Raw genomic sequence first — 26,792 nt, forward strand, 5'->3', positions numbered from 1 at the left:
GCGACAACGGCCGGCACTACCTGGTGCCAGCCGTTGTGCGTTTTGCTTTTTTTGAGTACTGCTTACTTTTTTATATACCGGTGCCGCCGGTTGTTTGCCCATGCAGGGCGTTGTCTCCTCACCTGCATGGGAAGAGATTCTGCACCAGTTACGGGATTGCCACACTAGGGGAATGCCCTAATTCGGCGCATTCATTTACTTATTCAATGCACCAAATCGGTGCATTGAATCACGAAAATCCCAGCTTCTGGGATTTTTTGCCTCGACAACTGATTCTGCCTCAATTTTCGCGCGCCCGGCGCCGGGCGCCGCCCGCCCTGGATCGGACCGGGGTTCCGGCTACGTATTGCCCGGAATTGTGCACGGCGATTTTTACGCCGCCTTTACACCCCGCCGCGAAAGCTATACCCCGTTTTTACCCCCCGCTCCCTAATCTGCCGGTGTCCTGGCGGGCCGCCCGCCGCATGCATGGGAGCCTGGCTCCCGGGAGGAAGAAATGGATGCCGTCTATCTCGCGCTCTTCGCGCTCATGGCGGGGCTGACCTGGGCCCTGCTCCACTTCTGCGCCGCCCTGGCCCGGGGAGGCGCGTCATGACCTGGCTTTACTGGCTGAGCGGCGCAACGGCGGCGCTGCTCTTCGCATACCTGCTGGCCGCCTTGTTCAAACCGGAGAAGTTCTGATGGATGCCGATTTCCTGGGATTGCTGGCGCTGTACCTTGCCGTGCTGCTCGCGCTCGCCCCGCTGCTGGGGCGCTATATCCGCCTGGCCGTCGAAAACGGCCAGTGGCGCTGGACGGCCTGGGGCCGCCCCCTGGAGCGGGCCATTTACCGGCTGGGCGGCGTCGACCCCGCCGCGGACATGGGCTGGAAACGCTATGCCCTGTCGGTGCTCGCGTTCAACGTACTGGGCGTGCTGGCGGTGTACGCCTTGCAGCGCGCGCAGGGCGCCCTGCCGCTGAACCCCGCCGGCCTGGGCCCGGTGGCTCCCGATTCCGCGCTCAACACCGCGATCAGCTTCGTCGCCAATACCAATTGGCAGGGATACGCCGGCGAAAGCACCATGAGCTACCTCACCCAGATGCTGGCGCTCACGGTGCAGAACTTCGTTTCGGCGGCGACCGGCATCGCCGTGCTGTTCGCCCTGGTGCGCGGGCTGGCGCGGCACAGCGCGGCGGGAATCGGCAACTTCTGGGCCGACCTGGTGCGCAGCACGCTATACGTGCTGCTGCCCCTGTCGCTGGCGCTGGCCCTGGCGCTGGTGAGCCAGGGCGTGATCCAGAACACCAGCCCCTATCTCGAAGTGCCCCTGGTGGAAGCGGCGCACTATGAACAGCCGCGCATGGATGCGCAGGGCCGGCCCGTGCTCGACGCGCAGGGCCAGCCCCTGACCGAACCGGCGCTCGCCCGCACCCAGACCCTGGCCATGGGCCCCGTAGCCTCGCAGGAGGCCATCAAGCTGCTGGGCACCAACGGAGGCGGGTTCTTCAATGCCAATTCCGCGCACCCCTACGAAAACCCCACGCCGCTGGCCAATTTCCTGCAAATGCTGGCAATCCTGCTGATCCCGGCGGCGCTGTGCTTCACGTTCGGCGAAATGGTGGGCAGCCGGCGCCAGGGGCGCAGTCATTCTCGCCGCCATGACCCTGATGTTCGCCGCCTTCGCCCTGTGCACCCACTACTACGAGCGGCAGCCCAACCCCATGGCGGCGCAGGCCGGCGCGCAGACCCTGCCCGGCGTCGGCAACATGGAAGGCAAGGAAACGCGGTTCGGCGCAGGGGCCACCGCCCTCTACGCCACCGTGACTACCGCCGCTTCCTGCGGCGCGGTCAACGGCATGCACGACTCCCTCAACCCGATGGGCGGCCTGCCTCCCATGCTGTTGATGCAGCTGGGCGAAGTGGTGTTCGGCGGCGTGGGGTCGGGCTTGTACGGCATGCTGGCCTTCGCGCTGCTGGCGGTGTTCATCGCCGGCCTGATGATCGGCCGCACGCCCGAGTACCTGGGCAAGAAGATCGAGGCCTACGACATGAAGATGGTTTCGATCGTCATTCTGGCCACCCCGATGCTGGTGCTGGGCGGCACGGCCCTGGCCGTCACGCTGCCGGCCGGCCTGGCCGGTGTGCTCAACCCCGGCATACACGGCTACTCCGAGATCCTGTATGCGCTGTCCTCCGCGGCCAACAACAACGGCAGCGCCTTCGCGGGGCTGTCGGCCAACACGCCTTTCTACAACGTGCTGCTGGGCATCGCGATGTGGTTCGGCCGCTTCGCCGTCATCGTCGCCGTGCTGGCCCTGGCCGGCTCCATGGCGGCCAAGCGCCGCCTGCCCGCCGGCCCCGGCAGCATGCCGACGACCGGCCCGCTTTTCGTGACGCTGCTCATCGGCGCCGTGCTGATGGTGGGCGCGCTCACTTATGTGCCCGCGCTCGCCCTCGGTCCGGTCGCGGAGCAGCTGCAACCCTGATATCCAGAGGAATCCCCCCGACATGGCCCAGATCGAAACTTCCGCCGCCGGCGCCGCACGCCCCTTCGGGCTGTGGTCGCACAGCCTGGCCGGCCCCGCCCTGCGCGACAGCCTGCGCAAGCTGTCGCCCGCGGCCCAACTGAAAAACCCCGTCATGTTCGTCGTGTACGCGGGCAGCATCCTGACCACGATACTGTGGCTGGCAGCCCTGGCCGGCCAGGCCGAAGCCCCGCCCGGCTTCATCCTGGCCATCGCCGTCTGGCTCTGGTTCACGGTGCTGTTCGCCAATTTCGCCGAAGCCCTGGCGGAAGGCCGGGGCAAACAGCAGGCCGCCGCGCTGCGCGGCCTGCGCACCACGCTGGACGCGCAGCTGCTGAAGGGCTTTCGCGATGCCGACGCCGAGGGCGCGACGCCCGAGGCGTGGCGCGCGCGGGCCGCGGCCCAGCCCTCCGGCCTGCTGCGCCGCGGCGACGTGGTGCTGGTCGAGGCGGGCGGCACCATACCGGGCGACGGCCAGGTGATCGCCGGCGTCGCGGCGGTGGACGAAAGCGCCATCACGGGCGAATCCGCGCCGGTCATCCGCGAATCGGGCGGGGACTTTTCTTCCGTTACCGGCGGCACGCGCGTGCTTTCCGACTGGATTTTCGTGCGCATCGCGGCCGATCCGGGCGAGAGCTTCCTGGACCGCATGATCGGCATGGTGGAAGGCGCGAAGCGGCAGAAAACCCCCAACGAGCTGGCGCTGACCATTCTGCTGGTGGGGCTGACGCTGGTCTTTCTGCTGGTGGTCGCCACGCTGATGCCGTTCTCCCTGTACGCGACGGCCCAGGCGGGCAGCGGAACAGCCGTCGCCGTCACCGTGCTGGTGGCGCTGCTGGTCTGCCTGATTCCCACCACCATCGGCGGCCTGCTGTCGGCCATCGGCGTGGCGGGCATGAGCCGCATGATGGGCGCGAACGTCATTGCCACCTCGGGCCGCGCGGTGGAGGCGGCGGGCGACGTGGACGTGCTGCTGCTCGACAAGACCGGCACCATCACCTACGGCAACCGGCAAGCCTCGGCCTTCCTGCCCGCCCCGGGCGTATCGGCCGAAGAACTGGCGCGCGCGGCGCGCCTGGCGTCGCTGGCCGACGAAACTCCCGAGGGCCGCAGCATCGTGGGCCTGGCGGACAAGATGCTGCCCGCCCGCGGCGCGCGCCCGGACGCGGCGGTCTTCGTGCCCTTTTCCGCGCAGACCCGCATGAGCGGCGTGGACATCGAAGGCCGCCAGATCCGCAAGGGCGCGCTCGATGCGGTGCAGGCATGGCTGCTGCGGCAGGGCGGCGCCATGCCGGCCGAAGCGCGCCGCCTCGCCGAAGACGCGGCCCGGCGCGGCAGCACGCCGCTGGCCGTCAGCGACGGCAACCGCGTGCTGGGCGTGATCGAGCTGAAGGACATCGTCAAGCCCGGCATCAAATCGCGGTTCGAGGCGCTGCGCCGCATGGGCATCAAGACCGTGATGATCACCGGCGACAACCGGCTCACCGCCGCCTCCATCGCCGCGGAGGCGGGCGTCGACGATTTCCTGGCCGAGGCCACGCCGGAAGCCAAGCTCAGGCTCATCCGCGACTACCAGAGCGAAGGGCGGCTGGTCGCCATGACCGGCGACGGCACCAACGACGCGCCGGCGCTGGCCCAGGCCGACGTGGCCGTGGCCATGAACTCGGGCACGCAGGCGGCCAAGGAAGCGGGCAACATGGTGGACCTGGACTCCAATCCCACCAAGCTGATCGAGATCGTGGAAATCGGCAAGCAGATGCTGATGACGCGCGGCGCGCTCACCACGTTCAGCGTGGCCAACGACGTGGCCAAGTATTTCGCCATCATTCCCGCGGCGTTCGTCACGGTGTTTCCGCAACTGGGCGCACTGAACGTCATGGCGCTCGCCACGCCCTCCTCGGCGATCCTGTCGGCCGTGATCTTCAACGCGCTGATCATCGTCGCCCTGATCCCCCTGGCGCTGCGCGGCGTGCGCTACCGCCCGCTGGGCGCGGCCACGCTGCTGCGCCGCAACCTGCTCATCTACGGCCTGGGCGGCCTGCTCGTGCCGTTTGCCGGCATCAAGCTGGTGGACATGGCGCTGGCCGCGCTGGGCTGGGCCTGAACCGCTTCCGCGCCTCGAATCAGGAGACTCTCATGGAACAGAAAACCCCCGACGCCCGCCATGCCGGCATACTGCGCCCGGCGCTGGCCATCTTCGTCATGCTCTCGGCGCTCGCCGGGCTCGCCTATCCCCTGGCCGCCACCGGCCTGGCCGGGGCCTTGTTTCCGCGCCAGGCGGCGGGATCCCTCATCGAGCAGGACGGCAGGACGGTGGGATCCGCGCTCATCGGCCAGCCCTTCTCGTCGCCGCGCTACTTCTGGAGCCGGCCTTCGGCCACCGCCCCCATGCCTTACAACGCGGCGGCTTCGTCCGGCTCCAACCTGGGGCCGCGCAACCCCGCGCTGGCCGACGCCGTCGCCCAACGCATCGCCGCGCTGCGGGCGGCCGATCCCGGCAACACGGCGCCCGTCCCCGCCGACCTCGTCACGGCGTCGGGCAGCGGGCTGGATCCGCACATCAGCCCGGAGGCGGCCGCCTATCAAGCGGCCCGTGTGGCGCGCGAACGCGGGCTGCCGCTGGCGCAGGTGCAGTCGCTCATCGCCGAGCACACCGCGGCCCCCTGGCCCGCCGTGCTCGGCCGGCCCGCGGTCAACGTCCTCACGCTCAATCTCGCGCTGGACCGGCTGGAGCGGGCGCGGTGACGCGCGCCAGGACGCGCCGGCAGGGGACGTATAGTATGGCGAGCTTCACCTTTCCCTCCGGCGCCCGCGCACATGGCTGAACGCACCGACGAGCGTCCCGACCCGGACGCATTGTTGAAAACCCTGGACGACGAAAGCCGCCAGGCCGCGCGCGGCAGGCTGCGCGTGTACTTCGGCGCCTCGGCGGGCGTGGGCAAGACCTGCGCCATGCTGGCCGCCGCGCAGGCGCAGGCCGCGCAGGGCGTGCCGGTGGCGGCCGGCGTGGTCGAAACCCACGGACGCCGCGAAACCGCGGCCTTGCTCGAAGGACTGGCGGTCCTGCCCTTGCGCCGCGTCGAGCACCGCGGCCGCGTGCTGCAGGAATTCGACCTCGACGCCGCGCTCGCGCTGCGGCCCGCGCTGATCCTGGTCGACGAGCTGGCGCACACCAACGCGCCCGGATCGCGGCACGCCAAGCGCTGGCAGGACATCGAAGAACTCCTCGCCGCCGGCATCGACGTCTGGACCACCCTCAACGTGCAGCACCTGGACAGCCTGAACGAGGCCGTGGGCGGCATCACGGGCGTGCGCGTGCGCGAAACCGTGCCCGATGCGGTGTTCGACGGCGCGGACGAAGTCATCCTGGTGGATATCCCGGCCGACGAACTGCTGCGCCGCCTGAAGGAGGGCAAGGTCTACCTGCCGGAGCAGGCGCGCCACGCGGGCCGCAATTTCTTCCGCAAGGGAAACCTGATCGCGCTGCGCGAGCTGGCGCTGCGCCGCACCGCCGAGCACGTGGACGACGACGTGCAGGCTTACCGCCGCGACCGCGCCATCGAGCCCGTATGGCGCACGCGCGAGGCGGTGGTGGCCTGCATTGGCGCCGACGCCGACGCGGAATACGTGATCCGCAGCGCGCACCGCCTGAGCCGGCAGCTCGAATGCGATCTGCACGTGGTAACCATAGACCGTCCGCGCGCGACGCCCGCGCCGCAGGCGCTGCGCGAGCGCCTGGAGCGCGGCCTGGCCCTGGCGGATTCGCTGGGCGCGCGCACCGAGACCCTGGCCGGCGGCGATATGGTGGAAGCCATGGTGCGCTACGTCCGCCGCCACAACATCACCAAGGCGGTCATCGGCCGCACGCGCGCGAGCGGGCTGCAGCGCCTGCGCCTGTCGGTTTCGGCACTGCTGTCCGCGGCGCTGGCGCCGGGCTGGCTCTGGCGGCGGCAGAGCTTTGCCGACCGCCTGGCGGCCGGCTGTCCGGAAATCGACGTGATCCGGCTGGGCGCCCCGCCCCTGCCCGCCGCCGAGCGCGGACGCGCGCCGCCCGCGCCGGATGCCGCCCGGCCCCGCGGAACGCATCCGCTCGCGGGTTATGCCTGGGCGCTCTGCTATTGCGCTGCGGCCGCCGGCATTTCCGCGCTGGCATTCCCCGCGCTGCACCAGACCAACATCGTCATGCTCTTCCTGCTGGCGGTGGTGGGCGTGGCGCTGCGCCATGGGCGCGGGCCGGCCGCGCTGGCTTCCGTCGTCAGCGTGGGGCTGTTCGACTTCCTGTTCGTCCAGCCGCTGGCCTCCTTTGCCGTTTCGGACGTGCAGTACCTGCTGACCTTCGGCGTGCTGCTGACGGTGGGCCTGCTCATCGGCCAGCTCACCGCGGGCCTGCGCCTGCAGGCGCAGGCTTCGGTCAAGCGCGAGGCCGACGCGCGCAGCCTTTACGAATTCGCGCGCGAACTGTCGTCCGCCCTGCTGCCCGGGCAGATCGTCGCATCGGCCGACGCCTTCATTCACGCCACGTTCGGCTCGCGCTGCGCGCTGTACATACAGGGCATGGACGAGCGCCTGTCGCTGGCCTCTCCCTCCGAGGGCATGGCCGGCCTGGAGCCGGCGCTGGCGCAATGGGTGTACGACCACGGCCAGCCGGCCGGGGCCGGCACGGCCACGCTCTCGCGCAGCGAGCTGCTGTACCTGCCGCTGAAGGCGCCCATGCGCACGCGCGGCGTGCTGGCGCTGGCCGCGCCGCACCGCGGCCTCTATGCCGACGCCGGGGCCCGACGGCAGATCGAGGCATACGCCACCCTGATCGCCATCGCGCTGGAACGCCTGCACTATGTGGAAGTGGCGCAGCAGGCGCTGCTGACCATGGAATCGGAAAGACTGCGCAACTCGCTGCTGGCGGCGGTGTCGCACGATCTGCGCACGCCGCTCACCAGCCTGGTGGGCCTGGCCGACACGCTGCTGCGCCAGCCGGACGCGCTGCCGCGCGCCGCGCAGGAGACGGCGCGCGCCATGCGCGAACAGGCCCAGCGCATGCAGGCGCTGGTGATCAATCTGCTCGACATGGCGAGGCTGCAGAACCGCGCCGCGCCGCTGCGCAAAGAATGGCAGTCCATCGAGGAGCTGGTGGGCGCGGCGCTGGCCGACCTGCGCGAACCCCTGTCCGGCCACCGGATCGCCGTGGCCCCGCTGTCCGACCTTCCGCTGGTGGAATGCGATGGCGTGCTGATCGAGCGGGTGCTCTGCAACCTGCTCGAAAACGCCGCCAAGTTCACGCCCGCCGGCAGTACGATACGCGTTCACGCCATGGCGGCGGACGGCGAGCTGCGGGTGTCGGTGTGCGACGAGGGCCCCGGCGTGCCGGCGGGCGCCGAGCGCCGCATTTTCGAGAAGTTCACGCGCGGCGAACGCGAGTCCGCCACCCCGGGCGTGGGCCTGGGGCTGGCGGTCTGCGAAGCCATCGTGGCCGCGCACCACGGCCGCATCTGGGTCGAACCGGCGCCCGGCCAGCCGCGGGGCGCGCGGTTCGTCTTTACCTTGCCGCTGGGCGCGCCGCCCCCGGTACAACCCGAAATCTCCTGACGCATGTTCGACTATCAGCCCACCCTGCTACTCATCGAAGACGACGCCGGCATCCGGCGTTTCGTGCGCCAGGCCCTGGAGGACGAAGGTTGTGCGGTGCACGAAGCGGAAACCGTCAGGCGCGGCCTGATCGAGGCCGGCACGCGGCAGCCCGACGCCGTGATCCTGGATCTCGGCCTGCCCGACGACGACGGCATGACGCTGATCCGCGAGCTGCGGGGCTGGACCGAGGTGCCGGTGCTGGTGCTCTCGGCGCGCACGGCGGAAGCCGACAAGGTGGCCGCCCTGGACGCCGGCGCCGACGACTACCTGACCAAGCCGTTCGGCGTGAACGAACTGCTGGCGCGCCTGCGCGTACTGCTGCGCCGGCATGCGCGCGGCGGCGCGGGCAATGCGACGGAGATCCGCTTCGGCGACGTGCGCGTCGATTTTTCCAGGCGCGTGGTCGAGCGCGGCGGCAGGCACGTGCACCTGACGTCGCTGGAATACCGCCTGCTCGCCGCACTGCTCGCGCACCGCGGCAAGGTCATGACCCACCGCGAACTGCTGCGCGAAGTATGGGGCCCTTCGCACGTGGAAAGCCACCATTACCTGCGCATCTACATGGGCCACCTGCGCCAGAAGCTGGAGGCCGATCCGGCCCAGCCCGCGTACCTGCTCACGGAAATCGGCGTGGGCTACCGTTTCGCGGGCTGAATGCCGGCGAAAAAAAGCCCGCCTGTCGGCAGGACGGGCGGGCCCGGGCGCCGGCAAGCCGGCTGCCGCTACATGTTTTCGATCATGACCTGGCCGAAGCCCGAGCACGACACTTGCGTGGCGCCTTCGAGCAGGCGGGCGAAATCATAGGTGACCTTCTTGGACAGGATGGATTTCTCCATGCTGGAGATGATGAGGTCGGCCGCCTCGGTCCAGCCCATGTGGCGCAGCATCATCTCGGCCGAGAGAATCTCGGAACCCGGATTGACGTAGTCCTTGCCCGCGTACTTGGGCGCCGTGCCGTGCGTGGCCTCGAACATGGCCACGGAGTCGGAAAGGTTGGCCCCCGGCGCGATGCCGATGCCGCCCACCTGCGCCGCCAGCGCGTCGGAGATGTAGTCGCCGTTCAGGTTCAGCGTGGCGATGACGTCGTACTCGGCCGGGCGCAGCAGGATCTGCTGCAGGAAGGCGTCGGCGATCGAATCCTTGACGGTGATCTCGCGGCCCGTCTTGGGATTCTTGAACTTGCACCACGGGCCGCCGTCGATGAGCTGCGCGCCGAATTCCTTCTGCGCCAGGGCGTAGCCCCAGTCGCGGAAGCCGCCCTCGGTGAACTTCATGATGTTGCCCTTGTGCACCAGCGTGACCGAAGAGCGGTCGTTGTCGATGGCGTACTGCAGGGCCTTGCGCACCAGGCGCTCGGTGCCTTCGCGCGACACCGGCTTGATGCCGATGGACGAGGTGTTCGGGAAACGGATTTTCTTCACGCCGAGCCGGGTCTGCAGGAACTGGATGAGTTCCTTGGCCTGCTCGCTCTCGGCCATGTATTCGATGCCGGCGTAGATGTCTTCGGAGTTCTCGCGGAAGATGACCATGTCGGTCTTCTCGGGCTCGCGCACCGGCGAGGGCACGCCCTTGAAATAACGCACCGGGCGCAGGCAGACGTACAGGTCGAGCTGCTGGCGCAGCGCCACGTTGAGCGAGCGGATGCCGCCGCCCACGGGCGTGGTGAGCGGTCCCTTGATGGACACGACATAGTCCTTCACCACATCGAGCGTCTCGTCGGGCAGCCAGACGTCGGGGCCGTAGACCTTGGTGGCCTTCTCGCCGGCGTAGACCTCCATCCAGTGGATCTTGCGCTTGCCGCCGTAGGCTTTCTGCACCGCAGCATCCACCACCTTGATCATCACGGGGGTGATGTCGGCGCCGGTTCCATCGCCCTCGATGTAGGGGACGATGGGCTGATCCGGCACATTCAGCGAGAAATCGGCGTTGACCGTAATCTTCTGGCCCCCAGCGGGCACCTTGATGTGTTGGTAGGACATGTATGCTCCATTTGCTCCAGGTGATTTTTTCCGCGCGTGCGCCGCATCGGACGGCGCGGCCGCCGCGGGTGGACCCGTCCGCGGAACGCGCGCCGGCTGGCGGATAGCTCGACCATTCTATATCGCATTGCACGTCCCGCAGCGAGAATCGCCTTCACCGCCCTGGGCCGGTTCTCCCCGCCTTGCCGATTTCCCGGGCCGATAGCACAATGGGGAGCTTCCTCCACCCGCTCCCGCCCTGGCCCTGGCTTTACCATGACCGGCTCCCCCCGCCTGTTCGACAGCGTCCGCCCCCGGCTGCACGCCATCGCCTATCGCATGCTGGGTTCGGTGGAAGAAGCGGAAGACGTGGTGCAGGACGCCTGGCTGCGCTGGCACGAGGCCGACACGCAGGCGCTGGACAATCCCGAGGCGTGGCTGGTCACGGTCACGACGCGGCTGGCCATCGACCGCCTGCGCAGCCTGAAGGCCGAGCGGGCCCGCTACGTGGGCGTCTGGCTGCCGGAGCCCGTGCTGACCGCGCCCCAGGCCACGCCGGAAGAAGCCCACGAACGCGCCGACGACGTTTCCGTGGCCTTCCTGTACCTGCTGGAGCGCCTGTCGCCCGAGGCCCGCGCCGCCTTCCTGATGCGCGAGGTGTTCGATGCCGAATACGCCGAAGTGGCGCGCACGCTCGGCAAGACCGAAACGGCATGCCGCCAGCTCGTGAGCCGGGCGAGACGGCAACTGCGCCAGGGCCCGCGCCGCCTGGCGGTGCCCCGCGCAACCCACCACCGCCTGATGCGGGACTTTGCCGACGCCATGCGGCGCGGCGACCTCCATGGGCTGCAAGCGCTGCTGGCCGACGACGCCGAGCTCATCGGCGACGGCGGCGGCAAGGTGCCGAGTTTCGCAAGCCTGGCGGGAGGCCGGCGGCTGGCCCAACTGTTCTACGCCGGCAAGCGCCGCTACGGCGACGCGCTGCGCGTGGAAGTGGCCCAGGTGAACGGCCAGTGGGCGCTGCTGCGCTTCATCGAGGGCGCCCTGGAATCGGTGCAGTCCTATGAAACCGACGGAAGCCGCATCGTCCGGGTGCTGGTCCAGCGCAATCCGGACAAACTGGCTCGCGTGGCCGCGGCCTTCGATTCGGCGCCTTCCTGATCCGCCTTTTTTTCGAGCCGGACGTCACAAAACGCCCCCGGCGGCCGTCTTACGGGGCATGGAAAAGAAAACCTCACCCAGCGCCGCGACGGCCCGCAACGCTTCTCCGCACGGCGGCGCCGACCCGCTGGCGCACAGCTTCGTCACCAGCTATGCCGGCGTGGTGGCCTTCATGGCGGTCGCGGCGGAAGGCAACTTCGCCAGGGCCGGCGACCGCCTGGACATCGGCCGCTCGGCGGTCAGCCGCAGCGTGCAGAAACTGGAAGACCAGCTCGGCGTGCGGCTCTTCGTGCGGACCACGCGCAGCACCTCGCTCACTCCCGAAGGCGAGCGCTTCTACGAAAGCTGCCGTCCCGGCGTGGAAGGCATCGTCCAGGCCCTGGAAACCATGCGCGAACTGCGCGCAGGCCCGCCCGCCGGCCACTTGCGCGTGTGCGCCACCGTGGGCTTCGGGCGCAAGGTCATCGCCCCGTTGCTGCAGGGTTTCCAGGAAGCCCACCCGGACATCGCCATCGACCTGCTGCTGGACGACGGCCCCACCGACTTCACCACGGACCGGGTCGACGTCTCGTTCCGCAATGGCCGCATGGAAGACAGCCAGGTCATTGCCAAGCGCCTGATCCCGATGCAGATGCTGTTGTGCGCATCGCCCGCGTATGCGGCCCGCCACCCCCTGCCCCGCGCCCTCGACGAGCTCGCCGGCCACCGCTGCATCAACTTCCGGCTGGCCTCGGGGCGGGTGTACGAATGGGAATTCAAGGTGGGCGGCCGCATGCGCAAGTTCGCGCCTGCCGCCACGCTGGCCTTCAACGACGCCGACCTCGTGCTGCAGGCCGTGCTCGACGGCCGGGGCATCGCCCAGATGGCCGGCTACCAGGTTTGCGAGCACCTGCGCGCCGGCGCTCTCGTGGCATGCCTGCCGCAATACGCGCCGGACGATCGGGGCCACTACCTCTGCTATCTCAGCCGCCAGCACCTGCCCGGCCGGATCCGCGTCTTCATCGACTACATGACCGAGCGCATCCGCGCGCTGGACCTGCAGATCCTGGACAGCCTGCTGCCGGGGCAGACATGAGCCGGCGAACCTGCTGCGTCGGCGCCACCACGCTTTCGATTCCCTGCCGCGCCATCTTGGCATACGGGCAGTGGCGCTCGGCATTGCGCACCAGCGCTTCGGCCACGGCCCGGTCCAACCCCGGCAGGTGGATGTCGATATGCGCGGCCAGCGCGTAAAGCCCGTCGACCGGATCGCGCCCGAAGGTAACGCGGGCCCGCACCTCGGCTTCGGCAATGCACAGGCCCGCCCGGGCGGCCAGCAGCGCCAGCGCGCCATGGAAGCAGGCGGCATAGCCCGCGGCAAACAGTTGCTCGGGATTGGTTCCGCCACCGGGCCCGCCGAGCTCCCTGGGCAGGCGCAGATCCCGCTGCAAGGCGCCGTCGTCGGAACGCGCGCGGCCCGACGCGCGCCCGTGCGCGGCCTCGCCGCCCCGCACCGCGACGCGGGCGGTGTAAAGCGGCCGGAAGTCGTCTCCGCGGTTTTTGTCCGGGAGGCTGAGCGGGGCGGCTGCAATCGGCTCATGCCGGTCTGTCCGGAGATGCCGAGGTTCCGCCTGCAGCCGGGATTTTCATGGCCTGTCCTCAGTCCAGCTTGGCCTTGTCCAGGCCGTAGGCCTTGTCGACCGAGCCTGGAACGGTACGCAAGCCCACGTTGAGGCGGTTCCATCCGTTGATGGCCATGATGGCGAAGCTCAGGTCGGAGATTTCCTTTTCCGACAGCTGCGCGCGCACGCGCTCGTAGATCTCGTCCGGCACGCCCTGCTCGGGCAGTTTCGTCAGCGCTTCGGTCCATTCCAGCGCGGCGCGCTCCCGCGGCGAGAACAGGGGGGATTCGCGCCAGATGGCCACGTGGTGCAGGCGCAGCTCGCGCTCGCCGTGGATCTTGGCCTGCTTGACGTGCATGTCCAGGCAGAAGGCGCAGCCGTTCATCTGCGAGGCGCGGATCTCCACGAGGGCCAGGATGGACTCCTCGATCGCGCCCGACCTGACCAGCAGGCCGAATTCGATGAACTTCTTGAACAGCTCGGGCGATTGCGCGAAAGCGTTGAGACGTTGGGTCATGATGATTCCCTCGATGGTGGGTAGCCGCCCGCTTCACGGATCCGGAAGCGGATCCGGAAGCCGGGCCGGAAAACGGGAGCCAAGCGTGGTTGCGTAAGTCCAGGCAACGGACAAATCGTAGGCTTCGGGGAATCGGGCCGGTAGAGGCGGGCGCGGGATCATGGTGTTGCCCTGATTGCAACAATTGCCGCCGCAGCCGGGCGGCCGGCGTCCGGGCGTTAAAATAGGATTCTTCCAGTCCGCTTTTCCCCTCCCCCGATGTTCAATCCCTCCCGCGACCAAGTCCGCGAATTCTTTATCGAAACCTGGCGCAAGCACCGCTCGGCCGAGGTGCTGAGTCCGCTCGAAGCCATGGCGCTGGATTGGATCATCGAGCATCCGGAATATCACGGCGACCTGGAGAATCCCCAGGCCATGAGCGAGGAATACTCGGTCGAAAAGGGACGCACCAATCCCTTCCTGCACCTGTCCATGCACCTCGCTATCGCGGAGCAGCTCTCCATCGACCATCCTCCCGGCATCCGCCGGGCCTACCAGAAGCTCGTCTCGCGCACGGACGCGCACCAGGCCGCCCACGAAATCATGGAGTGCCTGGGACAGGTGGTATGGGAAGCCCAGCGCCTGGGCAAGCCGCTGGACAGCGACACCTACATCGATCTCATCCGCCAGCGCGCGGAACGCTGAGGCGCCCTGCGCCTCAGGGCTCGCGGACTTCGGGGCCGCCCGGACGCAGCGCCGCCGCGGCGGTGCACGCCATGACGGGCCAACCGGGAGCATGCGCGCTGTGCGCGGGAGTCGGCCTGGCGGCGCTGGCCTTCCGGACCGCCAGGCTGCGGTTCATGCCGGGCGCGGCGCGCGGGCCGGAAGCCGCCCCTGCCCGGCGGCGGAGTCAGCGGCGCACGCCCAGGTCGCTGGGCAGCGAAGCCAGCCAGGCCGCCACGTTGCTGATGTCCTGGTCGGACAGCTGGGTGGCGAAGGCGCCCATGATGGGGTTCTTGCGCACGTTGGCGGTGGCGGGGCTGCCCGAGGCGCCGCGCTTGTAGGCCTTGAGCGCGTGGGCGATGTAGTCGGCGTGCTGGCCCGCCAGCGTGGGGTAGGACGGATCGACGGCGGTCTTGGCGTCGGCGCCGTGGCACGAGGCGCAATTGAACTTGTCGAACACCGCTTTGCCGGCGGCCAGGTCCTGGGCCTGCGCGGCGGCGCCGCACGCGGCCAGCACGAGGCCTGCAACGGCAGACAGAATGCGTTTCATGTAGGCCCCCTTGTTATTTGAGATTCGAGTAGTACGCGGCCAGGTCGGCGATGTCCTGGTCGCTCAGGCTGCCGGCAATGGCGTCCATCGTGGGATGGCTGCGCGCGCCTTTCTTGTACTCGTTGAGGGCGGTCTCGATGTATTTGGCGTTCTGCCCGGCGATCTTGGGCACGTGGTAGAGCTCGGGGAACGTCGCCTTGTAGCCCTCGATGCCATGGCAGCCGATGCACATCGACACCTTGTCCCGGGCGTTTTTGATGTTACCGGCCGGCGCTGCATCCGCAGCGTTTGCCTGGCCGGCGATCGCACAGGATGCGATCGCGGTCAGTGCGCCGGCCATGCACTTCAGTGAGGTTCGCAACTTCATTGACTGACTCTTCCTGTTAGGGCTAAGGACAGGGCAAACACGTTGCGGGTCGAACCCGGCTGCAAAACCGCCTGATTGTACGATAATTGACCAGGATTCAAACCCCACGATGGCATTGCGCCGCGTCAACCACGACCAGTACAGCCCACCATGCCCGCAGCCTCGCACGCCTCTTTCGCCCCGTCCGCCCGCTTCGAAGGAACCGACACCTACGTCGCCACCGACGACCTCAAACTCGCCGTCAACGCCGCCCTCACACTGCAGCGCCCGCTGCTCATCAAGGGCGAGCCCGGCACCGGCAAGACCATGCTGGCGGAAGAAGTGGCCCGCGCGCTGGGCCGGCCGCTGCTGCAATGGCACATCAAGTCCACCACCAAGGCGCACCAGGGCCTGTACGAATACGACGCGGTCTCGCGCCTGCGCGACTCGCAGCTCGGCGACGAGAAAGTGCGCGACATCCGCAACTACATCGTGCAAGGCACGCTGTGGCAGGCCTTCGAGTCCGACGAGCCCGTCGTGCTGCTCATCGACGAAATCGACAAGGCCGACATCGAATTCCCCAACGACCTGCTGCGCGAGCTGGACCGCATGGAGTTCCATGTCTACGAAACGCGCCAGACCATTGCCGCGCGCCACCGCCCGCTGGTCATCATCACGTCCAACAACGAGAAAGACCTGCCCGACGCGTTCCTGCGCCGCTGCTTCTTCCACTACATCCGCTTCCCCGACCGCGAAACCATGCGCGACATCGTCAACGTGCATTTTCCCGACCTGAAGCAGGAGGTGCTGCGCGCGGCGCTGGACACGTTCTTTGCGCTGCGCGACACCCCCGGCCTGAAGAAGAAGCCCTCCACCTCCGAGCTGCTCGACTGGCTGCGCCTGCTGCTGGCCGAAGACATCCCGGCCGCGCAGATCGACGCCCACAACGCCACCGCGGTGCCGCTCATGGCCGGCGCGCTGCTCAAGAACGAGCAGGACGTGCACCTGCTCGAGCGCCTGGCCGCCATGACGCGCGGCAGCGCGCGCCGCTGAACGCTTCCGCCCGCCGCCCATGCTCATCGACTTCTTCTACCACCTGCGCGCGCACAAGCTGCCGGTCTCGGTCAAGGAATACCTGACCCTGGTCGAGGCCCTGCGCCAGGACCTGATGGCGCCCACGCTGGACGATTTCTACTTCCTCGCGCGCGCCACGCTGGTCAAGGACGAGTCCCTGTACGACCGCTACGACCAGGCATTCGGGGCCTACTGCAAGGGCATCGAGGCGGCGCTGCCGGCCGGCAAGGAAATCCCCGTCGACTGGCTCGTCAAGCAGTTCGAGAAAAGCCTGAGCCCCGAAGAAAAAGCCGCCATCGAGAAACACGGCTGGGACAAGCTCATGGAGCTCTTCAAGCAGCGCCTGGAAGAGCAGAAAGAACGCCATGCCGGCGGCAGCAAATGGATAGGCACGGGCGGCACCTCGCCCTTCGGCAATGGCGGCTACCACCCCGAAGGCATGCGCGTGGGCGGCGCCTCGGCCGGCAACCGCACGGCGGTCAAGGTCTGGGACATGCGGCAGTTCCGCGACTACGACGACCAGGTCGAGCTGGGCACCCGGAATTTCAAGGTGGCGCTGCGGCGCCTGCGCCGCTTCGCGCGCGAAGGCGCGGAGCTCGAACTCGACCTGGACGACACCATCGCCAGCACCGCGCGCAATGCGGGCCACCTGGACCTGCGCATGGTGCCGGAACGCCACAATACCGTGAAGGTGCTCATGCTGCTGGACGTGGGCGGCAGCATGGACGACCACATCGCGCGGGTCGAGGAGCTGTTCTCGGCCGCGCGCAGCGAATTCCGCAACCTGGAAGTCTATTACTTCCACAACTGCCCTTACGAAACGCTGTGGCAGAGCAACCGCCGCCGCCAGAGCGAACGCTTCGACACCTGGGACGTGCTGCGCAAGTACAACCCCGACTGGCGCCTCATCATCGTGGGCGACGCCACCATGAGCCCCTACGAGATCCTGCAACCGGGCGGCTCGGTGGAGCACTACAACAAGGAAGCGGGCGCGGTCTGGATGCGGCGCCTGCTCGACGCCTGGCCCAAGTCGGTGTGGCTCAATCCCGAGCCCACGGCCTCGTGGCAGTACCGGCAGTCCATTGCGCTGATGCGCGACATCATGCAAGACCGCATGTACCCCGTCACCGTCTCCGGCCTGGAACAGGCCATGCGCATGCTGTCGAAATAGCCGCCGCTCAGCCGTCCACCGGGTGCTCGGGCGTGTCCAGCGCCAGCCGGTAGAACACCAGGTCCAGCCAGCGCCCGAACTTGAATCCGGCCTGCTCGATGGTGCCGCAGCGCGCGAACCCCAGCCGCTCGTGCAGGCGGATGCTGCCGGCATTGGCCGCGTCGATGGCGCCGATCAGCAGATGCACCTGGCTGGCGCGGGCCCGCGCGATCAGCTCGCGCATCAGGGCCTCGCCCAGGCCCCTGCCCCGGAACCGCGCGTCCACGTACACCGAATGCTCCACCGTGTACTTGAAAGCGGGAAACGCCCTGAACGTGCCGTAGCTGGCGAATCCCATGAGATCGCCGTCCGCATTCTCGTAGCCCAGCACAGGGAACCCGCCCTGCCGCTTGGCCTCGAACCAGCCCCGCATGGCTTCGGGCGGGCGCGGCTTGTAGTCGTACAGCGCGGTGGTGTGGACGATGGCGTCGTTGAGAATGGCCAGGATCTGCCCGGCGTGGCGCTCGGGCGTGCAATCGACCAGAATGGCGCCCGGAGGCGTGGAAGTGGCGGCGGCGTTCATGGCGGCATTGTATCGGCGGCCGGCCGCCGCCAGAAGCGGAGGGTTCAGCGCGCGGCGTCGAAGGCGGCCCGCAGCCGCTCTGCCTGCGCGCGCGCCTCGTCCGCGCTTTGCAGATTGGCGAACCCCAGCAGCAGCCCGCCGGCCGCGGATTTGCGGATGCGCCAGTCGCTCAGCGCCTGCACGGCCAAGCCCCGGGCGCGTGCTTCGGCCGCGATCGCCCGGTCGCTGCGCCGCCCGGCCAGATGGGCCAGCACGTGAATGCCCCCGGCCTGGGGCTGGACGTGCAGGCGCCCGCCGAAAACCGCGTCCAGCGCATCGACCAGGAAGCCGCGGCGCACCGCGTACAAGGCGCGCATCCGGCGCAGATGCCGGGCGAAGTGCCCCTGGTCCATGAAATCGGCCACCGCGGCCTGCAGCGGCACGGCTCCCGGCCCGGGCAACCGCTGCGCGGCCTCCTGGAGCCGCGCGGCCTGCGCCTGCGGCGCCACCAGGTACGCCAGGCGCAGCCCCGGAAACAGCGCTTTGCTGAACGTGCCCGCATAAAGCACCCGCCCCTGGGCGTCCAGGCTCTTGAGCGCGGGCAGCGGCCGGCCGTGGTAGCGGAATTCGCTGTCGTAATCGTCCTCCACGATCCATGCCGCGCTCCGGCCGGCCCATTCGAGCAGCTCGAGCCGGCGGGGCAGGCTGAGCGCCATGCCCAACGGACTCTGGTGCGTGGGCGTGACGACGGCGAACCGCGCCCGCGCGGCGCGGCGGATGCCCTGGCCCACGTCCAGCCCCTCTTCGTCCACCGCCACCGGCGCCAGGCGCATGCCCTCGTCTTCCAGCAGCCGCCTCGCGTATGGATAGCCCGGGTCTTCGTACCAGCCCTCGTCGCCCGGCTCGAGCAGCGCGCGGCACGCCAGCTGCAGCGCGCCCCGGTAGCCGTTGGTGACGAAAACCTGCGCGGGCGTGCAGGCGATGCCGCGCGAGATGCCCAGATAGGCGGCGATGGAACGCCGCAGGGGCTCGTAGCCCGCCGGATCGGGATGGACCATTGCGGCCATGCCCAGGGAGCGCAGCGTCCGGCCGGCCAGGCGGACCCAGGTCTTGCGGGGAAAGGCGTCCAGCGCGGGCAGCCCGAGCTGGAACGGGCGCGGCGCCGGGACGGCGGCCATTCCGGTCGGAGCGGCCGCCGGGCGCGCGCCGCGCGCTGCGCGGGGCGTTTGCGCCAGGGGCTCCAGTCCCGGCGACACGAACGTGCCGGCCGGGCCCCGCGCCAGCAGATAGCCTTCGCTCGCCAGCATCTGGTAGGCCAGCTCCACGGTGCCGCGCGCGAGATTCAGCTCGCTGGCCAGGCTGCGCACGGCCGGCACGCGATCGCCCGGGCGCAGCTTGCCCGCCGCGATCGCGTCGCGGTAGCGGCGGTACAACTGCAGGTAGATCGGCCCGCCGTGGTTCCGGTCGGGCCGCAGATGGCGCAGGTCCATGGCCATGGCCCATTCAACTCGTCAAAACTTGCCTCTGTGGCATAGGGCATGATTTTCTTAGAGTGAAGGCTGCGCGACAAGGAGATCATCTTGCATCCCATCACTCTCAGCCATGTCCACACCGGACCCGACCTGCTGGCCTGCTTCGAGGTCATGCGGTCGCTGCGGCCCCACCTGGAAAGCGCCGCCGCGTTCGCCGCGCAGGTCGCGCGCCAGACGGAACAGGGCTACCGCTTGCTCGCCGCCTGGCGCGAGGGACGCGTGGCGGGCCTGGCCGGCTACCGCCTGCAGGAGAACCTGATATACGGCCGGTTTCTCTACGTGGACGATCTGGTCGCCATGGAAGGTTCGCGCTCGCAGGGCCTGGGCGCCCGCCTCGTCGATGCCGTGCGCGAAGAAGCCCGGCGGCACGACTGCGCCTTCCTGGTGCTCGACACCGGCCTGGGCAACGCGCTGGCGCAGCGCTTCTATTTCCGGCAGGGCCTGCTCGCCATGGGACTGCATTTCCGCCAGGCGCTGCGGGCGGGTTAGGCCATGAAATCCCTGCTGTTTCTCGAATCCAGCCCGCACGGCCATGCCTCGCGAAGCGCGCGCCTGGCCGCATCGGCCATGGCGGCCCTGCAGCGGCGCCATCCGGGCATACGCATCGTCAGCCGCAGCCTGGCCCGGGATCCGCCTCCGCCCATCTCCGCGGCGTATGCGCGCGCCATCACCGGCGGCGCGCCGCGCGACGCCGCCGTGTTCGCGGAGTCGGAGCGCCTGATCCGCGAACTGGAAGACTGCAATGGCCTGCTGATCTGCACGCCCATGCACAACTTCACGGTCCCGGCCGCGCTGAAGCTGTGGATAGACCATGTGCTGCGCATGGGCCGCACCATGACGTCCACGCCGCACGGAAAGGCCGGGCTGCTGGCCGACCGGCCCACGCTGGTGCTGGTGCGCGCCGGCAGCCGCTGCGCCGGCGAAGACGCGCGGCAGCCGGACTTTCTCACTCCCTATCTGGGCCGGGCGCTCGCCGCCATGGGCATTCATCGCACCCGGTTCGCCTATCTCCAGGGCCCCCGGCCCGCCGCGCGGGACGAGGCGGACGCGCTGGAGGCGCTGGCCGCGCTGTTTCATGCCGTGTCCCGCGAGGGCGCGGCGGCCGCCTGATGCCTCTCAGGCGGCCCTGCCCTGCGCCCGCGGCCTGGCGATGGCCGCCGGCCCCGGGCACTCGTGCCAGGACAGCTCGTCGGCGTCCATGTCCAGGTCGAACAGGTCATTGGCCGCCGGCCAGGGATGGCGCCGCGCGGCCGCGCCCTCCATCTCGAGCACGTGGCCGGCGAAGCCGCAGGGCGAGCCGCCGCATTCGGCGAAATAGCGCCGGCTGTTCAGGTCCACCACATAGGTGGTCATGTCGTGGGCGAGTATGGCTACGAATTGGCCGTCATCGCTGGCATAGGCGTACTGGAATTGCCCCTTGATGCCCTCACCGGTGAGGGGGGTGCCGGTGAGCTGGGACAGTGCGCGCGTGACGATCTCGGTCAGCATGGGTCGTTCCTCCGGAAAGTGCGCCGGCGGAAGGCCGGCGGCGAAGGCGCGAACGACAAGCGCCGGCGCGGCGCCCCGGGGCGAGGCGGGGTCGGCGTTGGACGGGAAGCCTGTAGCCGGGCTGCCGCGCGTCCCGTCGGCAACGTGTGCTACATGCGTGAAATCGTACACCCGCGGCCGAGGCCGCCTCAAATCGCCGCGTCACGCCCGCGGATACCGCATCGCAACAAACCGGCCGGCCTCAGGCGGCCGGCACGGGCGCCTCGTCGGCCGGCGCGGGCCCGGCGCAGCGGGCGCGCCAGTCGTCGCGGCCCAGGCGGTAGAGCACGTGGCGCCTAAGCGGATGGCCGTCCGGCACGCCGGGATGATCGAACTCCTGCGCATCCTGGTGCATGCCGAGCCGGCGCATGACCGCGCGCGAGCGCGTGTTGGCCGGGACGGTCATGGCCACGATCTCGGGCAGGCCGACCTGCTCGAAACCCACCCGCAGCGCGGCCCGCGCCGCCTCCAGCGCGTAGCCCTTGCCCCAGTGGCGATGGGCCAGCCGCCAGGCGGCCTCGACCGCGGGCGCGAAAGGAAACGCCCCGGCCAGAGGCTTGATGCCCACGAAACCGACGAACGGCGCCACGCCGGGCGCCTCCACGGCCCAGCATCCCCAGCCGTATTCGTCGATACCGGCCGCCAGGCGGTCGGCCAGCGCGTCGCTTTCCGCCCGCGACAGCGGCAGCAGGCAGGCCATGACGCGCGGGTCGGCGTTGAGTTCGGCAAACGGGGCGCGATCGGCGGCTCGCCACTGGCGCAGCACCAGGCGCGGGGTCTCGATGGCGAGGGGCAGGGAAGACATAGGACGGATTCCGCAGAACGGCTCGCCGCTTGAACCATCGGCAGCGTATACACTCCAACGGATTCTGCCATGCCTAAGGAATGATCTGCCATGCGCTTGTCCTTGTCGAAGCTGCCGCGCCCGGTGGGCCTGCTGCTGTTTTCGTCCTTCCTCGCCTTCCAGGCGGGGGCCGCCAGCCTGCCCGCGGGCGTTTCCGAAGCCGCCTCGATCGAAGGCATCACCGAATACCGCCTCAGCAACGGCCTGCGCGTGCTTCTCGCGCCCGACGACTCCAAGCCTTCCACCACGGTCAACATGACCTACCTCGTGGGCTCGCGCAACGAGAACTACGGCCAGACCGGCATGGCGCACCTGCTCGAGCACATGCTGTTCAAGGGCACGTCCACCACCCGCAACGCCATGGGCGAGTTCTCGCGCCGCGGGCTGCAGGCCAACGGCTCCACGTCCAGCGACCGCACCAACTACTTCGCCAGCTTCGCCGCCAACCCCGACACCCTCAAGTGGTACCTGGGCTGGCAGGCCGACGCCATGGTGAACTCGCTGATCGCCAAGGAAGACCTCGATTCCGAAATGACGGTCGTGCGCAACGAGATGGAAAGCGGCGAGAACAGCCCGTTCCGCATCCTCATGCAGAAGATGCAGTCGGCGGCCTACCAGTGGCACAGCTACGGCAAGAACACCATCGGCGCGCGCTCCGACGTCGAAAACGTGGACATCGGGCAACTGCGCGCCTTCTATCATCAGTACTACCAGCCCGACAACGCCGTGCTGATCGTGGCGGGCAAGTTCGATCCGCAGGCCACGCTGGCCGACATCGCCGCCACGCTGGGCAAGCTGCCCAGGCCCGAACGCAAGCTTCCGCGCGAATACACGGTCGAGCCCGTGCAGGACGGCGAGCGTTCGGTCACGTTGCGCCGCGTCGGCGGCACGCCGCTGGCGGCGGCCATGTACCACATCCCGGCGGCCGGCAGCCCCGACTTCGTGCCGTTCGACCTGGCCACCACCATCCTGGCCGACACGCCTTCCGGCCGCCTGTACCACGCGCTCGTGCCCACCAAGCAGGCCTCCGGCGTGTTCGGGTTCACCATGGAGCAGCTCGACCCCGGCCTGGTCATGTTCGGCGCCCAGCTCGCGCCGGGCAAGAACCCCGACACGGCGCTCGCCACGCTGACCAGCACGCTCGAATCCGTGGGCAAGAAGCCCTTCACCCAGCAGGAGCTCGAGCGCGCGCGCAGCAAATGGCTCACCGCCTGGGAGCAGACCTACAGCGACCCCGAACAGGTGGGCGTGGCGCTTTCCGAGGCCATCGCCGCCGGCGACTGGCGCCTGTTCTTCCTGCAGCGCGACCGCGCCCGCAAGGCCACGCTCGACGAGGTCCAAAAGGCCGCCACGGCCTATCTCGTGCGCAGCAACCGCATCGAGGGCCGGTACATCCCCACCGAGAAGCCTGAGCGCGCCCCGCTGGCGCAGCGCGTGGACCTGACCGAGGTCTTCAAGAACTACAAAGGCGACCCCGGCTTCAAGCCGGCCACCGCCTTCGATCCCACCCCCGCCAACATCGACAAGCTGACGCAGCGCAAGACCCTCGAGCTGCCCAACGGCCCGGTCGAGCTTGCCCTGCTGCCCAAGGCCACCCGCGGGCAGCGCGTGCAGGCCCAGATGCTCATCCAGTTCGGCAACGCCGAAGACCTGCGAGGGCAGCGCGTGAACGCCGCCGCGGTGGCCGACCTGCTCATGCGCGGCACCGCCAAGCTCACGCGCCAGGACATCCAGGACCATCTCGACAAGCTGCAGGCCGAACTCGGCTTCAGCGGCGGCGGCACCACGCTGAAGGTCGCCATGTCGACCAAGGGCGAGAACCTGCCCGAGCTCACCGCGCTCGCGCTGGACATCGTGCGCAACGCCAGTTTCCCGCAAGCGCAGCTCGAGGAATACCAGCGCCAGTTGGAAACCTCCATCCGGAACGCCATGACGGAGCCGACGGCGCTGGCCTCGCGCGCGCTGGCGCGCCAGAACAATCCCTGGCCCGCCGACGACGTGCGCTACGTGCCCAGCTTCGAAGAGGCGCTGGCCGACGTGCGCGCCCTCGGGCGCGACAACCTGCTGAAATTCCACAGCCGTTTCTACGGCGCCGGCAAGATCGAATACACCGCCGTGGGCGACTTCCAGCCCGAGGCCGTGGAAGCCGCGGTCAAGAAGGGCCTGGCCGGATGGAAGCGTGCGCCGGCCTACACCCGCGTGAGCGATCCCTATCGCGACGTCCCGCCCAAGCGTTTCGACATCGAAACGCCCGACAAGGCCAACGCGTTCTATCTCTCGCGCCTGCCGCTCAAGCTGCAGGACACGGACCCCGACTACCCCGCGCTGTATCTCGCCAACTATCTGCTGGGCGCCTCGGAAACTTCGCGCCTCTGGAACCGCGTGCGCGAGCAGGAAGGCCTCTCGTACAACGTGCGCAGCTCGCTGTCGGTCTCGTCGTTCGAGCCCACCGCGAGCTGGAGCCTCTACGCCATCTACGCGCCCCAGAACCGCGAGCGGCTTGAAAAAGCCATCAGCGAGGAAATCGCCCGCGCGGTCAAGGACGGCTTCTCCGACAAGGAAGTCTCCGACGGCATCACGGCGCTGCTCAATTACCGCAACCTGGCCCGCGCCCAGGACGACGTGCTCGCCGGCGCGTGGCTGGATTACCTCCAGCTCGGCCGCACGTTCGCATGGTCGGCCGACATGGACAAGAAAATCTCCGCGCTGACTCCGCAAGCCGTCAACGCGGCCATGCGCAAGTACCTGCGCCCCGACGCGTTCAGCACCGCCGTGGCGGGCGACTTCAAGAAGGAAAAGGCCGCCCCTTGATTTGAAGCCTCCGCCCCTGCGAGCCGCCGCCATGAGGCCATCGCCTCAAGGCGGCGCTTTCAGTACACCGCTTCATGACGGTTTCTTCCGGCTGCGGTTCGTCCGCGGCGCGCCTGCGATGCGTCTGCGATTCGTCTACTACTCTGCGTCTTCGAACCCGGGCCGGCCCCCTCGTCCCCACTCGGCAGCCCCGCCGTATTCAAGCGGGGGCTGATATGTCCCGCGCCCTGCCGCCCGCGGCGCGCCATGGCGTCGGCGCTCACTTCACATGAATACGGGATATACGCCATTAATAAGATTAATTAGCCATGATTTTGGAAAAATCATTTCGGTAAATACGGGTTTATCCTGACTCGCTGCTGGACCACAATACGTTCATCGGGAACAAGAAAACGAACCACGGCACCGCCCCCGGGGCACAGAGCGCGCAAGCGCCGGCCATCGGGCCAGACCGCTGGATACGTTTCCCATCATCAACAATTGGAGGTCCATCATGAAAACCCTTGCTACCGCCCTACTGATGTCGCTGGCCCTTGCCGGCGCCGCCCAGGCCGCCGATCTCGGCCAACCCAAGACCAGCGCCCAGGTGGCTGCCGAGCTGCAACAGGCCAAGGCCAACGGCCAATACACGTTTGGCGAGCTCGACTACCCGCCCGCCATCGCCCAGAACACCAGCCTGGGCTCGCAGGAAGTCCGGGCCCAGCTCCAGCAGGCCAAGGCCAGCGGCCAGTACACCTTCGGCGAACTGCAATACCCGCCCGTGGTGGCCGCCGCGGCCAGCGCCAAGTCGAGCGCCGACGTCCGGGCCGAACTGGCCCAGGCCAAGGCCAGCGGCCAATACACTTTCGGCGAACTCGAATATCCGCCGATCTCCCGGTGAGCTGCTTGCTGTAGCCCGGCCGGCCTCAGGCGGCATCATGGCCTGGGGCCGGTTTTTTCCGGCCACAGCGGCAACCTGCAGCACCTCCGCGGCGCAAGCCGCGGTTTTTTTTTGCGAGCCGCCGACCCTCCCCGCAACAAGAGCGCCCTCCCGGGCGGCGGCAAGCCCGCACGTCAGGCGTCGCGCGGAGCTGCCTGCGCGGGCCCGCCAGTGCAATCGCCCGTTTCCCGCCGGCTCTTTCCGCTCATCCAAAAAAAACCGCGGCTTGCGCCGCGGTTCGTTTTTGTGAAGCAACAATCAGCTAAAGAATTCCTTCACCCGGTCGGTCCAGGACTTGCTTTGCGGCGAATGGCGGTCGCCGCCGTCGTTCAGGGAGGCCTCGAACTGGCGCAGAATGTTCTTCTGTTCCTCGCTCAGCCGCACCGGGGTTTCCACGACGACGTGGCAGTAGAGATCGCCCGGATAGCTGCCCCGCACGCCGCGGATGCCCTTGCCGCGCAGGCGGAAGGTCTTGCCGGACTGGGTGCCTTCGGGAATGGAGATCTCCGCCTTGCCGCCCAGCGTCGGCACCTGCAGTTCGCCGCCCAGAGCGGCCGTGGTAAACGGAATGGTCAGCTCGCAATGGAGATCGTCGCCGTCGCGCTGGAAGATCTTGTGCGGCTTGATGTGGATTTCCACATACAGGTCGCCCGGAGGCCCGCCGTTGATGCCGGGCTCGCCGTTGCCGCTGGAGCGGATGCGCATGCCGTCGTCGATGCCGGCCGGAATCTTGACCTGCAGGGTCTTGTTGCGGCGAGTGCGGCCCACGCCGTCGCAGGCGGGGCACGGATCCGTGATTTCCTTGCCGTTGCCGTGGCAGGTGGGGCAAGTCTGCTGCACGCTGAAGAATCCCTGCTGCATGCGCACCGCGCCCGAGCCGCCGCAGGTGCGGCAGGTCTTGGGCGAGGTGCCGGGCTTGGCGCCCGAGCCGTGGCAGGTGTCGCAGTTTTCCCAGCTCGGCACGCGGATCTCGGTGTCGAAGCCGGCGGCCGCTTGTTCCAGCGTGATTTCGAGCGCGTACTTCAGGTCGGCGCCGCGATAAACCTGGGGGCCGCCGCCACGGCGGCCGCCGCCGAAGATCTCGCCGAAGATGTCGCCGAAGGCATCGGCGAAACCGCCGCCCATGCCGCCGCCCATACCCGCCGCATTGGGATCCACGCCGGCGTGGCCGTAGCGGTCATAGGCCGCGCGCTTCTGCTCGTCGCCCAGGACCTCGTAGGCTTCCTTGGCTTCCTTGAATTTCTCTTCGGCCTCTTTGCTGTCCGGATTGCGGTCCGGATGATACTTCATGGCCAGCTTTCGATAGGCCTTCTTCAGTTCGTCATCCGAGGCGTTTTTCGCCACGCCCAGGACGTCGTAATAGTCGCGTTTTGCCATGATCGGTGGGCTCGGCAACGAGCCTTCTTTT

At 68.7% G+C, this 26,792-nt stretch carries 24 protein-coding genes and 1 pseudogene; 15 read left to right on the forward strand and 10 right to left on the reverse strand.

Annotated elements, in window-relative coordinates; genetic code table 11:
• Nucleotides 1-591: 591 nt before the first annotated feature.
• The 6 genes and pseudogenes from kdpF to kdpE all read left to right on the forward strand — a co-directional run bounded on the left by kdpF (nt 592) and on the right by kdpE (nt 8,784).
• Nucleotides 592-681 carry a K(+)-transporting ATPase subunit F gene (gene kdpF / locus NGJ44_RS14630; protein ID WP_053245429.1) on the forward strand — a complete coding sequence of 30 codons (90 nt, stop codon included), beginning with the start codon at nt 592-594 and terminating at the stop codon, nt 679-681.
• Nucleotides 681-2,466, forward strand: a pseudogene (kdpA, locus tag NGJ44_RS14635) (potassium-transporting ATPase subunit KdpA). Before kdpF ends, kdpA begins: the two are co-directional and overlap by 1 nt.
• A 22-nt stretch (nt 2,467-2,488) precedes the next feature.
• Nucleotides 2,489-4,609 carry a potassium-transporting ATPase subunit KdpB gene (gene kdpB / locus NGJ44_RS14640; RefSeq protein WP_251864379.1) on the forward strand — a complete coding sequence of 707 codons (2,121 nt, stop codon included), beginning with the start codon at nt 2,489-2,491 and terminating at the stop codon, nt 4,607-4,609.
• Between the two features lie 32 nt (nt 4,610-4,641).
• Entirely contained in the window at nt 4,642-5,250 is a 609-nt protein-coding gene (gene kdpC, locus NGJ44_RS14645) for a potassium-transporting ATPase subunit KdpC (RefSeq protein ID WP_251864380.1), read from the forward strand.
• Nucleotides 5,251-5,322: 72 nt separating this feature from the next.
• Nucleotides 5,323-8,088: a DUF4118 domain-containing protein gene (locus NGJ44_RS14650; protein WP_251864381.1), complete on the forward strand. Its 2,766-nt coding sequence runs from the start codon at nt 5,323-5,325 to the stop codon at nt 8,086-8,088.
• A gap of 3 nt (nt 8,089-8,091) precedes the next feature.
• Nucleotides 8,092-8,784: a two-component system response regulator KdpE gene (kdpE, locus tag NGJ44_RS14655; RefSeq protein ID WP_053244193.1), complete on the forward strand. Its 693-nt coding sequence runs from the start codon at nt 8,092-8,094 to the stop codon at nt 8,782-8,784.
• 68 nt (nt 8,785-8,852) lie between these two features.
• On the opposite strand, the gene icd is transcribed toward kdpE, so the two are convergent.
• The gene (gene icd / locus NGJ44_RS14660; RefSeq protein WP_053244192.1) at nt 8,853-10,109 is read right to left on the reverse strand and encodes an NADP-dependent isocitrate dehydrogenase; all 1,257 of its coding nucleotides are present in this window, start codon (nt 10,107-10,109) and stop codon (nt 8,853-8,855) included.
• 255 nt (nt 10,110-10,364) lie between these two features.
• Here icd and NGJ44_RS14665 point away from each other — a divergent pair, with 255 nt between their 5' ends.
• Complete coding sequence (locus NGJ44_RS14665; RefSeq protein ID WP_251864382.1) at nt 10,365-11,249, forward strand: RNA polymerase sigma-70 factor; 885 nt, start codon at nt 10,365-10,367, stop codon at nt 11,247-11,249.
• A gap of 58 nt (nt 11,250-11,307) precedes the next feature.
• Nucleotides 11,308-12,324 (forward strand): LysR family transcriptional regulator, encoded by a 1,017-nt coding sequence (locus tag NGJ44_RS14670; protein ID WP_251864383.1) that lies wholly within the window; start codon nt 11,308-11,310, stop codon nt 12,322-12,324.
• Here NGJ44_RS14670 and NGJ44_RS14675 read toward each other — a convergent pair.
• On the reverse strand, nt 12,248-12,820 hold the full coding sequence (locus NGJ44_RS14675) for an Ohr family peroxiredoxin (RefSeq protein ID WP_082308239.1): 573 nt from the start codon (nt 12,818-12,820) through the stop codon (nt 12,248-12,250). The two genes, NGJ44_RS14670 and NGJ44_RS14675, sit on opposite strands and share 77 nt — an antisense overlap.
• Before the next feature lie 67 nt (nt 12,821-12,887).
• The gene (locus NGJ44_RS14680) at nt 12,888-13,367 is read right to left on the reverse strand and encodes a carboxymuconolactone decarboxylase family protein (protein ID WP_053244188.1); all 480 of its coding nucleotides are present in this window, start codon (nt 13,365-13,367) and stop codon (nt 12,888-12,890) included.
• Nucleotides 13,368-13,625: 258 nt separating this feature from the next.
• Here NGJ44_RS14680 and NGJ44_RS14685 point away from each other — a divergent pair, with 258 nt between their 5' ends.
• A complete protein-coding gene (locus tag NGJ44_RS14685; RefSeq protein WP_053244187.1) occupies nt 13,626-14,051 on the forward strand; it encodes a DUF1841 family protein in 426 nt (141 codons plus the stop codon).
• A gap of 205 nt (nt 14,052-14,256) precedes the next feature.
• Here the strand turns inward: NGJ44_RS14685 and NGJ44_RS14690 are convergent, their stop codons facing one another.
• Together NGJ44_RS14690 and NGJ44_RS14695 are read right to left on the reverse strand one after the other, a co-directional pair.
• The gene (locus NGJ44_RS14690; RefSeq protein WP_053244181.1) at nt 14,257-14,619 is read right to left on the reverse strand and encodes a c-type cytochrome; all 363 of its coding nucleotides are present in this window, start codon (nt 14,617-14,619) and stop codon (nt 14,257-14,259) included.
• A gap of 13 nt (nt 14,620-14,632) precedes the next feature.
• Nucleotides 14,633-14,986, reverse strand: coding sequence for a c-type cytochrome (locus NGJ44_RS14695; protein WP_053244182.1), 354 nt, complete (start codon nt 14,984-14,986; stop codon nt 14,633-14,635).
• Between the two features lie 150 nt (nt 14,987-15,136).
• On the opposite strand from NGJ44_RS14695, the gene NGJ44_RS14700 reads away from it, so the two are divergent.
• Nucleotides 15,137-16,018 carry an AAA family ATPase gene (locus NGJ44_RS14700; protein ID WP_053244183.1) on the forward strand — a complete coding sequence of 294 codons (882 nt, stop codon included), beginning with the start codon at nt 15,137-15,139 and terminating at the stop codon, nt 16,016-16,018.
• A gap of 19 nt (nt 16,019-16,037) precedes the next feature.
• Complete coding sequence (locus NGJ44_RS14705) at nt 16,038-17,210, forward strand: vWA domain-containing protein (protein WP_251864384.1); 1,173 nt, start codon at nt 16,038-16,040, stop codon at nt 17,208-17,210.
• A gap of 7 nt (nt 17,211-17,217) precedes the next feature.
• On the opposite strand, the gene NGJ44_RS14710 is transcribed toward NGJ44_RS14705, so the two are convergent.
• Together NGJ44_RS14710 and pdxR are read right to left on the reverse strand one after the other, a co-directional pair.
• Nucleotides 17,218-17,772 carry a GNAT family N-acetyltransferase gene (locus NGJ44_RS14710; protein ID WP_251864385.1) on the reverse strand — a complete coding sequence of 185 codons (555 nt, stop codon included), beginning with the start codon at nt 17,770-17,772 and terminating at the stop codon, nt 17,218-17,220.
• A gap of 44 nt (nt 17,773-17,816) precedes the next feature.
• Nucleotides 17,817-19,241 carry a MocR-like pyridoxine biosynthesis transcription factor PdxR gene (gene pdxR / locus NGJ44_RS14715; protein ID WP_251864434.1) on the reverse strand — a complete coding sequence of 475 codons (1,425 nt, stop codon included), beginning with the start codon at nt 19,239-19,241 and terminating at the stop codon, nt 17,817-17,819.
• Nucleotides 19,242-19,394: 153 nt separating this feature from the next.
• Here pdxR and NGJ44_RS14720 point away from each other — a divergent pair, with 153 nt between their 5' ends.
• Nucleotides 19,395-19,772 carry a GNAT family N-acetyltransferase gene (locus NGJ44_RS14720; RefSeq protein WP_502802136.1) on the forward strand — a complete coding sequence of 126 codons (378 nt, stop codon included), beginning with the start codon at nt 19,395-19,397 and terminating at the stop codon, nt 19,770-19,772.
• 3 nt (nt 19,773-19,775) lie between these two features.
• Complete coding sequence (locus NGJ44_RS14725; RefSeq protein ID WP_251864387.1) at nt 19,776-20,393, forward strand: FMN-dependent NADH-azoreductase; 618 nt, start codon at nt 19,776-19,778, stop codon at nt 20,391-20,393.
• Nucleotides 20,394-20,399: 6 nt separating this feature from the next.
• Here the strand turns inward: NGJ44_RS14725 and NGJ44_RS14730 are convergent, their stop codons facing one another.
• Nucleotides 20,400-20,771 carry a hypothetical protein gene (locus NGJ44_RS14730; RefSeq protein ID WP_053244178.1) on the reverse strand — a complete coding sequence of 124 codons (372 nt, stop codon included), beginning with the start codon at nt 20,769-20,771 and terminating at the stop codon, nt 20,400-20,402.
• A 241-nt stretch (nt 20,772-21,012) separates the two neighbouring features.
• Nucleotides 21,013-21,615, reverse strand: a complete 603-nt coding sequence (locus NGJ44_RS14735) for a GNAT family N-acetyltransferase (protein WP_251864388.1) — start codon at nt 21,613-21,615, stop codon at nt 21,013-21,015.
• Between the two features lie 90 nt (nt 21,616-21,705).
• Between NGJ44_RS14735 and NGJ44_RS14740 the strand changes: the two genes are divergently transcribed.
• Together NGJ44_RS14740 and NGJ44_RS14745 are read left to right on the forward strand one after the other, a co-directional pair.
• Nucleotides 21,706-24,465 carry a M16 family metallopeptidase gene (locus NGJ44_RS14740; protein WP_251864389.1) on the forward strand — a complete coding sequence of 920 codons (2,760 nt, stop codon included), beginning with the start codon at nt 21,706-21,708 and terminating at the stop codon, nt 24,463-24,465.
• Nucleotides 24,466-24,958: 493 nt separating this feature from the next.
• On the forward strand, nt 24,959-25,345 hold the full coding sequence (locus NGJ44_RS14745) for a DUF4148 domain-containing protein (protein ID WP_251864390.1): 387 nt from the start codon (nt 24,959-24,961) through the stop codon (nt 25,343-25,345).
• A gap of 297 nt (nt 25,346-25,642) precedes the next feature.
• On the opposite strand, the gene dnaJ is transcribed toward NGJ44_RS14745, so the two are convergent.
• The gene (dnaJ, locus tag NGJ44_RS14750) at nt 25,643-26,761 is read right to left on the reverse strand and encodes a molecular chaperone DnaJ (RefSeq protein ID WP_053244174.1); all 1,119 of its coding nucleotides are present in this window, start codon (nt 26,759-26,761) and stop codon (nt 25,643-25,645) included.
• Nucleotides 26,762-26,792 lie beyond the last annotated feature (31 nt).

Source organism: Achromobacter sp. Marseille-Q4962 (genome assembly GCF_943737005.1).
GTDB lineage: Bacteria > Pseudomonadota > Gammaproteobacteria > Burkholderiales > Burkholderiaceae_B > Achromobacter.

Coding starts and splice junctions, on each gene's coding strand:
- kdpF (WP_053245429.1), top strand. CDS start 592: ATGACCTGGCTTTACTGGCTGAGCGGCGCAACGGCGGCGCTGCTCTTC.
- kdpB (WP_251864379.1), top strand. CDS start 2,489: ATGGCCCAGATCGAAACTTCCGCCGCCGGCGCCGCACGCCCCTTCGGG.
- kdpC (WP_251864380.1), top strand. CDS start 4,642: ATGGAACAGAAAACCCCCGACGCCCGCCATGCCGGCATACTGCGCCCG.
- NGJ44_RS14650 (WP_251864381.1), top strand. CDS start 5,323: ATGGCTGAACGCACCGACGAGCGTCCCGACCCGGACGCATTGTTGAAA.
- kdpE (WP_053244193.1), top strand. CDS start 8,092: ATGTTCGACTATCAGCCCACCCTGCTACTCATCGAAGACGACGCCGGC.
- icd (WP_053244192.1), bottom strand. CDS start 10,109: ATGTCCTACCAACACATCAAGGTGCCCGCTGGGGGCCAGAAGATTACG.
- NGJ44_RS14665 (WP_251864382.1), top strand. CDS start 10,365: ATGACCGGCTCCCCCCGCCTGTTCGACAGCGTCCGCCCCCGGCTGCAC.
- NGJ44_RS14670 (WP_251864383.1), top strand. CDS start 11,308: ATGGAAAAGAAAACCTCACCCAGCGCCGCGACGGCCCGCAACGCTTCT.
- NGJ44_RS14680 (WP_053244188.1), bottom strand. CDS start 13,367: ATGACCCAACGTCTCAACGCTTTCGCGCAATCGCCCGAGCTGTTCAAG.
- NGJ44_RS14685 (WP_053244187.1), top strand. CDS start 13,626: ATGTTCAATCCCTCCCGCGACCAAGTCCGCGAATTCTTTATCGAAACC.
- NGJ44_RS14690 (WP_053244181.1), bottom strand. CDS start 14,619: ATGAAACGCATTCTGTCTGCCGTTGCAGGCCTCGTGCTGGCCGCGTGC.
- NGJ44_RS14695 (WP_053244182.1), bottom strand. CDS start 14,986: ATGAAGTTGCGAACCTCACTGAAGTGCATGGCCGGCGCACTGACCGCG.
- NGJ44_RS14700 (WP_053244183.1), top strand. CDS start 15,137: ATGCCCGCAGCCTCGCACGCCTCTTTCGCCCCGTCCGCCCGCTTCGAA.
- NGJ44_RS14705 (WP_251864384.1), top strand. CDS start 16,038: ATGCTCATCGACTTCTTCTACCACCTGCGCGCGCACAAGCTGCCGGTC.
- NGJ44_RS14710 (WP_251864385.1), bottom strand. CDS start 17,772: ATGAACGCCGCCGCCACTTCCACGCCTCCGGGCGCCATTCTGGTCGAT.
- pdxR (WP_251864434.1), bottom strand. CDS start 19,241: ATGGACCTGCGCCATCTGCGGCCCGACCGGAACCACGGCGGGCCGATC.
- NGJ44_RS14720 (WP_502802136.1), top strand. CDS start 19,395: ATGCGGTCGCTGCGGCCCCACCTGGAAAGCGCCGCCGCGTTCGCCGCG.
- NGJ44_RS14725 (WP_251864387.1), top strand. CDS start 19,776: ATGAAATCCCTGCTGTTTCTCGAATCCAGCCCGCACGGCCATGCCTCG.
- NGJ44_RS14730 (WP_053244178.1), bottom strand. CDS start 20,771: ATGCTGACCGAGATCGTCACGCGCGCACTGTCCCAGCTCACCGGCACC.
- NGJ44_RS14735 (WP_251864388.1), bottom strand. CDS start 21,615: ATGTCTTCCCTGCCCCTCGCCATCGAGACCCCGCGCCTGGTGCTGCGC.
- NGJ44_RS14740 (WP_251864389.1), top strand. CDS start 21,706: ATGCGCTTGTCCTTGTCGAAGCTGCCGCGCCCGGTGGGCCTGCTGCTG.
- NGJ44_RS14745 (WP_251864390.1), top strand. CDS start 24,959: ATGAAAACCCTTGCTACCGCCCTACTGATGTCGCTGGCCCTTGCCGGC.
- dnaJ (WP_053244174.1), bottom strand. CDS start 26,761: ATGGCAAAACGCGACTATTACGACGTCCTGGGCGTGGCGAAAAACGCC.